Annotated in this window: 12 protein-coding genes; 6 read left to right on the top strand and 6 right to left on the bottom strand. The window is 63.5% G+C overall.

Annotation, left to right across the window (positions count from 1 at the left end; all coding sequences use genetic code 11):
• Window positions 1-74 precede the first annotated feature (74 nt).
• The gene (locus tag ACI3K3_RS03595) at window positions 75-1,685 is read left to right on the top strand and encodes a lysine--tRNA ligase (RefSeq protein WP_404912132.1); all 1,611 of its coding nucleotides are present in this window, start codon (window positions 75-77) and stop codon (window positions 1,683-1,685) included.
• A 32-nt stretch (window positions 1,686-1,717) separates the two neighbouring features.
• Window positions 1,718-2,245, top strand: coding sequence for a DUF1003 domain-containing protein (locus tag ACI3K3_RS03600; RefSeq protein WP_404912134.1), 528 nt, complete (start codon window positions 1,718-1,720; stop codon window positions 2,243-2,245).
• A 15-nt stretch (window positions 2,246-2,260) separates the two neighbouring features.
• On the opposite strand, the gene ACI3K3_RS03605 is transcribed toward ACI3K3_RS03600, so the two are convergent.
• The 3 genes from ACI3K3_RS03605 to ettA all read right to left on the bottom strand — a co-directional run bounded on the left by ACI3K3_RS03605 (window position 2,261) and on the right by ettA (window position 5,850).
• Window positions 2,261-2,926, bottom strand: coding sequence for a prolyl hydroxylase family protein (locus tag ACI3K3_RS03605; RefSeq protein ID WP_404912136.1), 666 nt, complete (start codon window positions 2,924-2,926; stop codon window positions 2,261-2,263).
• Between the two features lie 111 nt (window positions 2,927-3,037).
• Window positions 3,038-3,988 carry an RcnB family protein gene (locus ACI3K3_RS03610; RefSeq protein ID WP_404912138.1) on the bottom strand — a complete coding sequence of 317 codons (951 nt, stop codon included), beginning with the start codon at window positions 3,986-3,988 and terminating at the stop codon, window positions 3,038-3,040.
• Between the two features lie 188 nt (window positions 3,989-4,176).
• On the bottom strand, window positions 4,177-5,850 hold the full coding sequence (gene ettA / locus ACI3K3_RS03615) for an energy-dependent translational throttle protein EttA (protein WP_404912140.1): 1,674 nt from the start codon (window positions 5,848-5,850) through the stop codon (window positions 4,177-4,179).
• A gap of 255 nt (window positions 5,851-6,105) precedes the next feature.
• Between ettA and ACI3K3_RS03620 the strand changes: the two genes are divergently transcribed.
• Complete coding sequence (locus ACI3K3_RS03620) at window positions 6,106-6,345, top strand: hypothetical protein (RefSeq protein WP_404912142.1); 240 nt, start codon at window positions 6,106-6,108, stop codon at window positions 6,343-6,345.
• Between the two features lie 122 nt (window positions 6,346-6,467).
• Window positions 6,468-7,847, top strand: coding sequence for a M28 family peptidase (locus ACI3K3_RS03625; protein WP_404912143.1), 1,380 nt, complete (start codon window positions 6,468-6,470; stop codon window positions 7,845-7,847).
• A gap of 40 nt (window positions 7,848-7,887) precedes the next feature.
• Here the strand turns inward: ACI3K3_RS03625 and ACI3K3_RS03630 are convergent, their stop codons facing one another.
• From ACI3K3_RS03630 to ACI3K3_RS03640, 3 genes are all read right to left on the bottom strand, one after another.
• A complete protein-coding gene (locus ACI3K3_RS03630) occupies window positions 7,888-8,769 on the bottom strand; it encodes an HpcH/HpaI aldolase/citrate lyase family protein (RefSeq protein ID WP_404912366.1) in 882 nt (293 codons plus the stop codon).
• A 327-nt stretch (window positions 8,770-9,096) separates the two neighbouring features.
• On the bottom strand, window positions 9,097-9,996 hold the full coding sequence (locus ACI3K3_RS03635) for an SDR family NAD(P)-dependent oxidoreductase (RefSeq protein WP_404912145.1): 900 nt from the start codon (window positions 9,994-9,996) through the stop codon (window positions 9,097-9,099).
• A 37-nt stretch (window positions 9,997-10,033) separates the two neighbouring features.
• Window positions 10,034-10,708 carry a TetR/AcrR family transcriptional regulator gene (locus ACI3K3_RS03640; protein WP_404912147.1) on the bottom strand — a complete coding sequence of 225 codons (675 nt, stop codon included), beginning with the start codon at window positions 10,706-10,708 and terminating at the stop codon, window positions 10,034-10,036.
• Window positions 10,709-10,871: 163 nt separating this feature from the next.
• Here ACI3K3_RS03640 and ACI3K3_RS03645 point away from each other — a divergent pair, with 163 nt between their 5' ends.
• On the top strand, window positions 10,872-12,203 hold the full coding sequence (locus ACI3K3_RS03645; protein ID WP_404912148.1) for a hypothetical protein: 1,332 nt from the start codon (window positions 10,872-10,874) through the stop codon (window positions 12,201-12,203).
• Between the two features lie 83 nt (window positions 12,204-12,286).
• On the top strand, window positions 12,287-13,618 hold the full coding sequence (locus ACI3K3_RS03650; RefSeq protein ID WP_404912149.1) for an acyl-CoA reductase: 1,332 nt from the start codon (window positions 12,287-12,289) through the stop codon (window positions 13,616-13,618).
• Window positions 13,619-13,652 lie beyond the last annotated feature (34 nt).

The raw sequence follows: 13,652 nt of genomic DNA on the forward strand, positions 1-13,652 counted from the left end.
GGACGACGGGCTCATCCGACGCTTGGCTGGCGTGACGTCTTGCCTTCTGCGCGCTTTTGGCCAAAGAGCGCTGCATGACTGAACAAGCCCTGATCGAAGCCGCACGTGTGTCCAAGGCCTGGCCCTTCCAGGAGGCCCAGAAGCTCCTCAAGCGCTATCCGCAGGGCAAACCGAACGGCGCGCCGGTCTTGTTCGAGACCGGCTATGGCCCCTCGGGTCTGCCGCATATCGGCACGTTCCAGGAAGTGCTACGCACCACGCTGGTGCGCCGCGCCTACGAAGCGCTGACAGGCGGCGCGCCGACCCGGCTCGTGGCCTTTTCCGACGACATGGACGGGCTGCGCAAGGTGCCCGACAACATCCCCAACGCCGAAGTGCTCAGCGCCAATCTCGGCAAGCCGCTCAGCCGCATTCCCGATCCGTTCGGGACTCATGAAAGCTTCGCGCATCACAACAATGCGATGCTGCGCGACTTCCTGGACCGTTTCGGCTTCGATTACGAGTTCGTCTCGGCCAGCGATCGCTACAACTCGGGCGCTTTCGATGCCGCGCTGATCCGCGTGCTGGAATGCAACCAGGGCATTCTCGACATCATGCTGCCGACCCTGCGCGAAGAACGCCGCAAGACCTATTCGCCGGTCCTGCCGGTTTCGCCCACCAGCGGCGTGGTGTTGCAGGTTCCCGTCGAAGTGATCGATGCCGCCACCGGCATGATCCGCTTCACCGACGAGGACGGCTCGGTTGTCGAGCAGTCGGTGTTCGGCGGCAAGGCCAAGCTGCAGTGGAAGGTCGACTGGGCCATGCGCTGGTATGCGCTGGGCGTTGATTACGAGATGTGCGGCAAGGATCTTACCGACTCGGTGATCCAGTCGGGCAAGATCGTGCAGGTGCTGGGCGGCCGCAAGCCGGAAGGCCTGATCTACGAACTGTTCCTGGACGAGAACGGCGAGAAGATCTCCAAGTCCAAGGGCAACGGCCTGACCATCGAGCAGTGGCTGACGTATGGCACGGAGGAGTCCCTGGGGTTCTATCTGTTCCGCGAGCCGAAGAGCGCCAAGCAGCTTCACGCCGGGGTCATTCCCAAGGCCGTGGACGAATACTGGCAGTTCCGCGGAAACCTGGCCGACCAGGCGCTCGACAAGCAGCTCGGCAACCCGGTCTGGCATCTGCTGCGCACGAATGGCGAAAGTGGCGAAGACAATAGCGGGGCGGGGGACAGCGTGCCGGTAACGTTCTCGCTGCTGCTCAATCTGGTAGGTGTGCTCGGCTCCGATGCCACGGCGGAGCAGGTCTGGTCGTATCTCGGCAACTATGTCGCCGATGCGACGCCCGAGGCGCATCCGGAGCTGGGCGAGATGGTCCGCGCGGCCCTTGCCACCAACCGCGATTTCATTGCCCCGACGCTCCAGCGCCGTGCTCCCCATGCAAATGAGGCGGAAGCGCTAAAGGTGCTGGACGCGGAACTGGAAAAGGCCGGGTCCGAGGCTACGGCCGAGACCCTTCAGAACATCGTCTACGAGATCGGCAAGAACGAGACGTTCGGTTTCGAAACGCTGCGCGACTGGTTCAAGGCGCTGTATGAAACGCTGCTCGGCTCTTCGCAGGGGCCGCGAATGGGGAGCTTCATCGCGCTCTACGGCGTTCCGGAAACGCGCAAGCTGATCGCGGAGGCCCTTTCGGCCTAAATCTGACGGAAAAGAGTCTGACGGACCACGCCATGCACCGAACGCCCCGAACGCCCGAGGAACTCGCCGAAGAGCTGCTCGGGCGTCGGTTCGGCGATCTCGATGCGGAGGACCAGGATGTCCTCAGGCGCATCGCCAGCGGCGCCGTGGGTGGGCCCAATGCCGACGAACTCGCCGCGCTTCATGCCACCCGTGCCGATCGGCTGGCCGATGGCGTGGCGGCGGTGGGAGGAAGCTGGGGCTTCATCATAGCTTTCGCGGTCGTGCTGTTCGCATGGATGCTGCTGAACAGTTCCGTTTTGACGGCGCTGGGGCTGAAGCCCTTCGACGGCTATCCCTACATCTTCCTGAACCTGATGCTGTCGATGCTGGCGGCGATCCAGGCGCCTGTCATCATGATGAGCCAGAACCGGCAGGCCGACAAGGATCGCATCACGGCGCGGCACGACTACGAAGTGAACTTGCGCACCCAGCTGGAAATCATCCGCCTGCACCGCCGCTTCGATCAACTGCTGGCCCATCTGGAAGCGCGCGATTCGGAACGCGGCAAGGCCGGATAGCCTGCCGGCGGAGCGTCAGCGCCAGGGGCGGGCGCGAAACCACTTCGTCACCACGTACTTGACGCCGCTGGTCACGGGACGGGCCGCGTGCATCGTCAGGGGGTTGGGGCTGCCGTTCGGCAATGCGTTGTTCCAGATCAGCAGCGATCCCCTGGCGGGTGCCACCTTGAGATCGAGATGGACGAAATCGGTCGTTCCACCTTCGTCGACAGCGTTCAGATAGATCATCGCCGTCCAGCTTCGCTGCCCGCCGTTACGGCTTTCGCGGCGCCAGTACGGCGCTTTGGTGTCGAACCAGTCCCAGTGCTCGTGATAATACTCGCCCTGGTTGTAGCGCTGGCCCTGCATCGATTCGCAGTGGCGGGGATCGATCCCGGTAAGCTCGCACAGCCGTGAATCGATCGATTTCACGACGCTGTCGTCGGGATCGATGTCGCCCGAGAAGCTCGTTCGATAGTCCTCCCAGCCGTCTTCCTCGACCAGGCGGGACGGGCAGGCGACATGATCGATCAGAGCGATAAGGTGGCGGCAATCGACATCGCTGAGGAAGGCATCGGCCAGGTAGAGTTCCGCGCCTTCGACGTGGAGTCGATCGAACGTGCGATCCGTACTCAGCCGTTCGCGCACACTAGTGCCGATCCTGGCCAGGGCATCGCAGTCGGGGTGGGCGGGTTTCGGCATCGTCCGCGAGACTAGGGCGTCATCGGTACGGATCAATCGCGGCTGCTCAGGAAGCTGTGGCTGAAAAAGAAAGAGAACCCCCGGATCGCGAAATCCGGGGGTTCAAAGCCTTTACCAGAAGAAGTCGTAGATCACGTCCACCACTTCGCCGGAGTAGGTGTCCACCAGCAATACGTCGTCGTAGTAGCGCACCCAGCGGTAGGCGCCGTAGACGGGCGGCAGGCGATACTGCCACGGGTCATTGATCCAGTAGTTGCTGCCGTAGAACATCGAACCCAGCGAGAACCCGATGCTCAGGCGGCGGTAGGAGTAATCCCGGTAGGGCGCATAGTAGCCGCCCATGCGATAGGTCGAGCGGTTGCGATCGCGATAGCGCTGCCAGTCGTAGCGGCTGTCGCGTCGCCAGTCGTTGCGGTCCCAGCGGCGGTTGTCGTTGCCGCTCCAGCGCCGATCGTCGTCGCGGCGATCCCGGCCCCAGCCGTTGCGGTCCGGGCGGTTGTCGTGGTTGTTCCAGCGACGATCGTTATCGCGGCGGTCCTTGCCCCAGGCGTTGCGGTCCGGCCGATTGGCGTCGTTGTTCCAGCGACCGTCGTTGTCCCGGCGATCCTTGCCCCAGGCATTGCGATCGGGGCGATTGTCGTTGTTGTTCCAGCGACGATCATTGTCGCGACGATCGTCATTGCGCCGATCGTTGTTCTGGGGCGAGCCCCGCAGGTTGTCCGGCGTGGAGCCGTTGTTCCAGCGCACCTGGGACGTCCAGCTGGGGTTGCCGCGCACGACGCCGCGCTCAGGCCCGCGATCGGGACGCTGCTGCGGCTGGGGGCGTGCGACGTCGGGACGTTGCGGGCGCACGGCCTGAGGCCGCGGCTGCGACTGGGGTGCAGGGCGATTGGCGCCGCCGTTGCCGCCACGTCGCTCTCCTCCGCTGCGGTCTTCACCGCGCGGGCGCTCCTGAGCGAACGCTGCGGTGGGAATGGCGAGCCCCGCAGCGGCAATGGCCATTGCGCCAAATGCAGCTGCCGAAAGAAGCGTCTTCGCCTTCAGTGTATGTTCCTTTTTCATGTCCGGTCTCCAAACCGGATTTGCCGCCCGGCGATGGCGGTTCATCCTAAGGAATACCCTTAGGGGAGAGGCACTGTCGGAATGGTGAACCGCCCCGATGCCTGGCGTTCATCTTGGCGGACCTTAAAATGAACAAGGCCGCCGCTCAAGGGGAGCGGCGGCCTCGTGCTTTCCGTCGCGCGTGCGGATCAGCGCGTCAGTTTCTTGTAAGCCAGGCGGGTCGGACGATCGGCGGCATCGCCAAGGCGGCGGCGCTTGTCTTCCTCGTAAGCCTCGAAGTTGCCTTCGAACCATTCGACGTGGCTGTTGCCTTCGAAAGCCAGGATGTGCGTGGCCAGACGGTCAAGGAAGAAGCGGTCGTGGCTGATGACCACAGCGCAGCCCGCGAAGTTCTCGATGGCTTCTTCCAGCGCGCCCAGCGTTTCGACGTCAAGGTCGTTGGTCGGTTCGTCGAGCAGGAGGACGTTGCCACCCTCCTTCAGCATCTTGGCCATGTGGACGCGGTTGCGTTCACCGCCCGAGAGCTTGCCGACGTTCTTCTGCTGGTCGGCACCCTTGAAGTTGAACGCGCCGACATAGGCGCGGGTCGACATGTCGTGGCCGTTGACCTTCATGTAGTCGAGCCCGTCGGAGATTTCCTCCCAGACGTTCTTCTTGGGGTCCAGATGGTCGCGGCTCTGGTCCACGAAGCCGAGGTGCACGGTCGAACCGATGTCGATCGAACCCTCGTCCGGCGTTTCCTTGCCGGTGAGCATCTTGAACAGGGTGGACTTGCCGGCGCCGTTCGGGCCGATCACGCCGACGATGCCGCCCGGCGGCAGGATGAAGGACAGGTCTTCGAACAGCAGCTTGTCGCCGAAGGCCTTCGAGATGTTCTTCACCTCGATCACCTTGCCGCCCAGACGTTCGGGCACCTGGATGACGATCTGGGCCTTGCCGGGCTTGCGGCCGGCCTGGGCTTCCTGAAGCTGCTCGAACTTGCGGATACGCGCCTTCGACTTGGTCTGGCGGGCGGCGGGGGTCTGCCGCATCCATTCCAGCTCGTCCTTGAGCGCCTTCTGGCGGCCGGATTCCTCGCGGTCCTCCTGCTCCATGCGCTTGGCTTTCTTCTCCAGGTAGGTGGAGTAGTTGCCTTCGTAGGGGAAGTATTTTCCGCGATCGAGTTCGAGGATCCAGTCCACCACGTGGTCGAGGAAGTAGCGATCGTGGGTGATCATCAGCACCGCGCCCGCGTATTCCTTGAGGTGGTTTTCCAGCCATTCGACGGATTCGGCGTCGAGGTGGTTGGTCGGTTCGTCGAGCAGCAGGATCGACGGCTTCTGGATCAGCAGCCGAGTCAGCGCCACGCGGCGCTTTTCACCGCCCGAGAGGCTTTCCACGGGCCAGTCGCCCGGCGGGCAGCGCAGTGCTTCCATCGCGATTTCGAGCTGGTTGTCGAGCGTCCAGCCATCGACCGCGTCGATCTTGTCCTGCAATTCGCTCATCTCGGCGCCGAGCGCTTCGAAGTCGGCGTCTTCCTCGCCCATCTCCATGCCGATCGCGTTGAAGCGCTCGACCATGTCGGCCGTCTCGCGCGCGCCGTCCTTGACGTTTTCGAGCACGGTCTTGGTCGGATCGAGTTCCGGTTCCTGCTCCAGATAGCCGACGGTGATGTTCTCACCCGCCCAGGCTTCGCCGGTGAAATCGGTGTCGATGCCGGCCATGATCTTGATCAGCGTGGACTTGCCGACGCCGTTCGGGCCGACGATGCCGATCTTGGCACCCTGGTAGAACTGCAGGTTGATGTCGTTCAGCACCGGCTTCGGGGCGCCGGTGAAGGTCTTGGTCATGCCCTTCATGACGAAGGCGTATTGGGCAGCCATCGGTTTCCTCTGGAAATAGGATCTGGATCGGAAAAGTTGCCGCTCGCTCTACAGGCGCGCGGCCCCGTTGCCAAGGGCAGCGCCCCGGGTGACGCGGCAGGGCGGCGTCTGCGCGTGGCGCGGCGGATCCGCATCGGCAGGTGGGGGGCTGACGAGCACTGGCCGGATGGGCTGAAAATCTAACGGGGAAAAACACTTGATTGCCTCGGCGCACGCTGGCAGGGCCACTCGCCCTTGAAGTCGATGGAGAAGAAAATGCAGAAAATTCTGCAAGTTGTGACCGTTGTCGTCGTTGCCGGACTGGTGATGTTCGGCGGGCGTTGGTACATGTACGTCGCGCAGAGCGACACGCCCTACGATGAAGTCGGCATAGCGCTGAACGGCTATGCGCCCGGACCGCTGCGCACCTGGGGCTGCAACAAGATGAAGGAACGCTTCTCCGGTCAGCTGCCGCCATATGGCTGCGCATCGGCGGACGGCCGTAGCTGGAACTGATATGGGTTCCGGGGCCGGCCCTGATCGGCCGCTAGGATTTTGAGCCCAAAGATCTTGGTCCCTGAGATCGTTGCCGAGATGGACCGGTTGGCAGGAGCGACGGAGCGGGTTAGGCATCTGTCATGCAACGCAGATTCTCCCGCGCGGCGCTTCTCGCCGCCTCTCCGCTCCTTGCCGCCGCTCCGCTGCCGGCACAGGCCACGCCGACAGAAGGATCGGGCGTCGCCTGGGATATCGTCGAGGGCCTGACGACCGAGATCGGGGCGCGCCTTGCGGGATCGCCGGAGGAAGGCCGGGCGCGCGTCTGGGCCGAGGCGAAACTGAACGCGCTGGGCTTCGAGAACGTGAAGATCGAACCGTTCAGGACACTCGCCTGGACGCGGGGAGAGGAGCACGCAAAGCTCACCGCGCCCTATCCGCACGCGCTCGCCATTGCCGCGCTCGGCCTTTCTGCGCCGACTCCTGCCAAGGGCCTCCAGGCCGACCTCGTCTATTTCCCCACGCTCGATGCCCTGCGCGCCGCGCCGGACGGCTCGCTAAAGGGCAGGATCGCCTTCGTCGACCATGCCATGCGCGCTGCCCAGGACGGTTCGGGCTATGGCCCTTACGGCGACGTGCGTCGTCGCGGGCCTTCGATCGCCTCGCAAAAGGGCGCTGCGGCGATCGTGATCCGCTCGGCCGGCACTGACAGCCATCGCAACCCGCATACGGGCGTTACCGTTTTCGCCAAGGGCGTGGAGGCAATTCCGGCGGGGGCCGTTTCGAACCCGGATGCCGATCTGATCGCGCGCATCGCCAAGCGCGGCAAGCCGATGAAGATCGACCTGACCTTGCTCGGCAAGCCGTTCCCGAATGCGCCTTCCGGCAACGTGGTCGCAGACTTGCCGGGCCGCGATCCCTCGTTGCCGAAGATCGTGCTCGCCTGTCATCTGGACTCCTGGGATCTCGCGACCGGAGCGATCGATGACGCTTCGGGCTGCGGCATCGTCACCGCCGCTGCTCTGGCCGCGCAGAAGGGGGGCAAGACCTTGCGCACGATCCGCGTGCTATGGGCCGGGAACGAGGAAATGGGCGTCACCGGCGGCGGGAGCAAGGCCTATGCCGAAATGCACGGAACCGAGCCGCACGCGGTGGCGATGGAAAGCGATTTCGGCGCCGACAAGGTATGGCAGCTGCGCCTGACCCTGGCCGACGGCAACGAGCCGCTGGCGGAGAAGCTGAAAGCCGCGCTCTGGCCGATGGGCATCGTCTACAACGACAAGCCGGCCACGGGCGGCGCCGATGTCTCGGGTATCATCGCCAGGCAGGAACTGGCGGTGATCGACCTCGGGCAGGACGGCATGCACTATTTCGATCTGCACCATACGCCGGACGACACGCTCGACAAAGTCGATCCGGCGGCGCTCCAGCAGAACGTGGATGCCTGGACGGCCGTGCTGAACGTGATCGCCAACGAGCCCGGAGAGATCGCTCGGGTGCCGGGCTCCAAGGGGGAAGGCTGAACGGACAAGCCTTGGGGTCATTCCCCAAGGCTCCGTTTGCTTACCCGTTCTTCCCGATCAGCCGGGCAACTTCCAGCAGTCGCCGCGCCTGCTCCAGATGAAGCAGTTCGGTCATCTTGCCTTCCACGCGGATGGCGCCCTTTCCCTGGTTTTCCTGGAGGGCGAAAGCATCGATGACGGCTTTCGCCCAGTCCAGGTCGGCCGCACTCGGCGAGAAGACGGTATTGCAGGGCTCGATCTGCGCCGGATGGATCAGGCTCTTGCCGTCGAACCCGAACATGAGGCCCTGACGCGCCTCGGCCTCGAACATGGCGAGGTCGCGAAACTCGTTGCAGACACCGTCGAGGATCGACAGGCCATGGGCGCGGGCGGCTGCCACTGCCATGGACAGGAAGGGCAGGAACGGCGTGCGGCACGGCGTGAGTTGCGCACGCATTTCCTTGGCAAGATCGTTTGTGCCGATGATCCAGAGCGAAAGCCGCGTCGTCTTGGCCATGGCTGCGATGGCGGGGAGGTTGCCGACGCTCTCGCACGTCTCGATCATCGTCCAGAGCCGCATCCCCGGCGCAGCGCCGGCGAGTGCATCGTGGTAACGGGCAACGTCGGCTGGCCCGTTGACCTTGGGCACCAGCACTGCGTCAGCCTGTGAAGCGGCGATGGCGGCAAGGTCGGCGGCGCCCCATTCGGTGTCGATGCCATTGGCGCGTATAGCGACCTCGCGATCCCCGAAGCCGCCCTCGGCAACCGCGGCCACCGCGGCGGCGCGGGCCTCTTCCTTGTTTTCCGGCGCGACTGCGTCCTCAAGGTCAAGAACGACCATGTCGCAAGGCAGCGTGCGGGCCCTGGCGATGGCCTTGGCATTCGAGGCAGGCAGATAGAGCGCGCTGCGACGGGGGCGGTTGTCTTGTTCGACGGCAGTCATCATCGGGATTTCCTCCAGCTTGCGGGAGGCATCGCGGAGCGGGAAGGGCAGGTCAAGGCTGACGGGCCAGCCTCTGCGGGAGACCATCACGGCGATGAGCGGCCGCGAAAAAATCGATCCGAAGTTCGCTACAGGCCTGTTGGGTAGTGCAATCGTTTGAAAATTCGTGTAGCAGCCGCGCCGTCGTTCTCGATCGTTGATCGTCTTTGACGATCGGGTAGTGCGAGCCGGAACTTTCCGGGCCGTGCTGCGATTGCCCTATACGGGTCGCACGCCGTCTCGTGACCGTTTCCTCAAGGACGCGGCGCGAGACGGCATTTTCCGTTATCAGGTGGCGGGCTCCAGCACTCTGTCGAGTATGCGCTCGCTCTCGATCCAGAGCTTTTCGGCCTCCAGCTCGTCCAGCGCCTGCGGTGCTGGCTGTTCCTCCGCCAGGTCATGGAAGTAGCAGCCACCCTTGCCACCGAGTTGGGGATCGGTTGCCAACCATACGATCGTGCGCGCGGGCTGCTCCGGAGCGGCACATTCGTTGGCGGCCATATAGGCCTGCATCCCTTCGTCACCGTGGCTGGCGAAGTTCGATCCCACGCGGCCGGGATGCATGGCCAGGGCGACGATGCCTTTGTCGATCAGGCGGCGATGGAGTTCACGGGTGAACAGCAGGTTCGCCAGCTTGGCCTGGCAATAGGCCGCACCAGGTTCGAAGGCGGTTTTCATCATCAGATCGTACCAGCGCATTCCCGCGCAGGCGCGATGGCCGCTCGACGATACGGCGATCACGCGGACCAGTCCGGGCGGCGTGTCTCCGGCAGCACGTTCCAGCAGTGGCAGAAGCTCGCGGGTCAGCAGAAAGGGAGCGAGGTGATTGGCGGCGAATGTCGCTTCCAGCCCTTCCGATGTGCCGTAAAAGGCATCGCGCACACCGCCCGCGTTGTTGACCAACACGTCCACCTTGTCGGTCAGGGCACCAATCTCTCGTGCCACGCGCCGCACTTCGTGCATTTCGGAAAGATCGCCGCGCATCATGTCCAGCCGTGCCGTCGCAGTGCCGGCCGCGCGGATATCCGCCTCGGCCTCCTCGCAGCGCTTCCCGTCTCTTCCGGTACCGATGACGTGCCAGCCCATGCGGGCGAATGCCATGGCGGTCGCCTTGCCGATTCCGGAGCTGGCCCCGGTTACGACGACGCATCGCTGGCGCGGATACGATGGATCATCTGCTTGCGGCATTGTTCTGTTCTCTCCCTTGAATCTCGATCAGGCAATTTCAGCGAGGTAGGGCACCCTTCAGGAACAGCCCCACCGCGAAGCGGACCCGCTGGTCGACATCCTGCGCTGGAAGCTCGTTCCCTGAAATCAGGAAACGTACGGGGGCGCTGACCACCATGCTCATGAAGACGGTGGCCGAAAGCGTTGCGTCCTCGATGGCGAGCCGACCGGCAAGAGTTTCGTTTTCCAGAATTTCCGCCAGGAAGCGGACGGTGGGCAGGGCGGCGATCTCGTAATAGGTCTGGAAGATGTCCGGAAACCGATAGGCTTCGGTGTTGATCAGCCGTTGCAACCGCACGCCTTCCGGAGTGCCGGCAAGCTGAATCCGCAGCATGGCGATGTTCACCAGGGTCTCTTCAAGCGTATCGGCGCGCGTTGCCTCTATCGTCTCCGGTTTGGCGGCACGGCGCTCCGTCCCCCGCCGTATGGCTGCCCGGAACAGCGATGCCTTGTCGGGATAGCGGGCATAGACCGTGCGCTTGGTCATGCTGACTTCGGCTGCGAGGGCCTCGATCGTGGTCGGCTCGAACCCTTTGTCGAGAAACCTGTCGAACGCGCAGTCGAGCAATTGCGCGTGGCGGGCCTGTGCCTGCTCGCGCGTCGGGCGTCCGGCGCGGACCGCTTTGGAGGCCGCTTCCAGGGCGTCAGTCGTTTCAAGGCTTTGTTCGGTCATGTCCTGCTTCGAGCGGATCCTGCTTGCGCTGCCAAGAGGATCGTGAATAATGAAACGCACAAGATGCTATTAATCGAGTCGTTCGGACTTGTCCATCGAAGGCGAAACGGATGACGCTCGTGGGAGAGATGTGATGGGAATTAATTCCGATAAGCTTTTGAGCATGGTGGATAATCCGCAGCGGTTCACGTTCAGCGCGGAAGAATTGCGCGAGACGCAGGTCGCCGCGCTGGATGAGCGGTTCCAGGCGCGGAAAGGTCGGATCAAGCTGCTGAGCCTGCGTGCCCGTGACGCCTCGATCGACAATGTGCAGTCCATTGCAGACATCGTCCCGTTGCTGTTTCCGCATACGGCATACAAGTCCTATCCGGAGAGCTTCCTCATGGAGGAGCGCTGGGACAAGCTGACCAAGTGGCTCGGCACGATTTCGCCATATCCCATCGATGGCCTCGACCTTGCCGGCATCGAGGGGATCGACGACTGGATCGAGCGGCTGGCAGCACTTGGTCACTTCATCTCGTGTTCCAGCGGCACCACCGGGAAGTCCGCGATGTTGATCGCCTCGCGGAAGGACATGGACTGGTCGAAGGTGGATACGGTCAATGTCTTCGCCTGGGGTTCGGGCGTGACGCCGACTCAGGACAGAGTGATCGTGGGCTGCGCCCCGGTGGCGACCGTGCCGAAGAACGCCACGATCGCACAGGCGCAGTACGAGGCCTTCGCGGACCCTTCCGCGCCGCGCTGGCATTATCCGGTGCCGCCGATCACCGTCGGTTCGCTGACCTCGATGGTCGTCATGCGCAAGAAGATCGCCGATGGCACTGCACGCCCCGATGAGATCGCCGCCTTCGAGGAAACCTCGGCAAATCGCGCCAAGGCCGTGGCCGATGCTATCCCGGCCACCGCGCAATTCGTCATCGAGAACCGTCATCGCAAGCTTCAGCTATCGGGTCTGTGGAGCGGGCTCTGGCAGGTTGCCAAAGCTGTGCGCGATGCGGGTTACGGCCGCGAGGATTTTCATCCGGACAATTCGATCTACGTTGGCGGCGGCTTGAAGCGTGCACAACTTCCTGATGATTATCAAGACTATGTCTTCGATACCTTCAACATTCCCGAGGATCGACACTTCCAGAACTACTCCATGCAAGAGCTCAATTCCGGGATGCCGAAATGCCGGGAGGGCGGACGCTATCACGTACCGCCATGGGTCGTGCCGGTCTTGCTCGACAAGTCCGGTGACAATCTTGCGGAAGGCGCGCTCGATTATAGCACGGGAGAGCGCGAAGGCCGCGCCGCGTTCTTCGATCTGTCGCTCGATGGGCGCTGGGGCGGGGTGATCACGGGTGACAGGATTTCGCTCGATTACGGCACTTGCGCCTGCGGTAACCACGGTCCTTCGATCCGTGACAGCATTGCGCGCTATGCGGATCTGGAAGGCGACGACAAGATCGGCTGCGCGGGTACGGTCGACGCTTATGTGCGAGGTGTGGCATGAATTCCGTCTCTCAAATCGCTGAAAATCAAGAACTCGTCTCCGCTCCGTTCTTTCTTCGGGGCGAGGTGCTGCATGGCACGGAGGTGATCCAGACATCTCGCGACCTGGGCGTGACTTTCGCTACGCCCCGGATACCGTTCGATCGCGCGGTGCCACCCCGCAGCGAAGTGCCGCCGTTGCTGAACGTGCCGCTGGCGGAGATCATCGATTTCCTGGTCGAGACCGGCCAGCGGCTGACAGCCTCTGACAACGACCATATGCAGCAGTGCATCGAGAGGATGTGTCGCACCCATATCCTGCCGCGCGTTGTGGTGGAGAACACCGCGCGCCATGCTGCCGCCTATCTCGACAAGCGCGTGCTCATGGCGGAGGTCGAACAGAACTTCCCGGACCCGCGCGCTCTGGATGAATGGGTGCCGAAGCAGGACTTCACCGGCCGCAAGAGCTTCGTGCGGGCTTTCGCGCCGCGCCTCATCCATGTCCTGCCGGGCAACTCGCCGGGCGTGGCGGTGAAGTCGGTGGCGCAAGGCGCGATGGTCAAGGGCGTGAACCTGTTCAAGATGAGCAGCGCCGACCCGTTCACCATGGCCGCGATCCTGCGGACGATGGCGGATATCGATGCGAACCATCCGATCGTGCGGTCCATGTCCGCGTTCTATTGGCGCGGCGGCGACGACGCGATCGAGCGCGTGCTTTACCGTCCGCAGTATTTCGACAAGATTGTCGCCTGGGGCGGCGGTGACGCGATAAACAATGTTATCAAGTATATAGGGCCAGGATTTCAGCTCGTTTCTTTCGACCCCAAAACCTCGATCTCGTTCATCGGCCGCGAAGCGCTTGCGGACGAGGAAACGCTGGACCGGGTGGCGGACCTGTGTTCGACGGATGTCATGACGTTGAACCAGGAGGCCTGCGTCGCCAGCCGTTTTCAGTTCGTGGAGGGCGGCCAAGCGGAAGTGGATCGTTTCTGCGAGCGCCTGCACCACCACATCGCTCGCCGTGCGGCTGAGAGCGGCGATGTCCGCCCGCTCGATCGCGACATGCGCGAAGCGGTCGATACCATGGTGCTGATGGATGACGACTATGGCGTCTGGGGGCGAACGGACGGCAAGGGCCTGGTCATCCGCTCCGAAGAGCCGGTCGATTTCCACCCGATCAACAAGACCGCGAATGTCGTTCGCGTGGACAGTCTGGACGATGCCGTGAAGTGGATCAACGTCGCCACGCAGACGGTAGGCTTCTATCCGTTCGATCGCATGGCGGAATATCGGGACCGACTGGCCGCCGGTGGAGCCCAGCGCGTGGTTCATCTGGGAGAGGCGGGGCCGTCCACGATCGGCAATCCGCATGACGCGATGTATCCGCTGCATCGCTTCGTCCACTGGATGGCGCACGAGGATGGCCGATCAGGATAGCAGGCCGGGCCGGGCGGTTCATATCGCCCTCGCG

The organism is Novosphingobium sp. ZW T3_23 (genome assembly GCF_044987305.1).
GTDB lineage: Bacteria > Pseudomonadota > Alphaproteobacteria > Sphingomonadales > Sphingomonadaceae > Novosphingobium.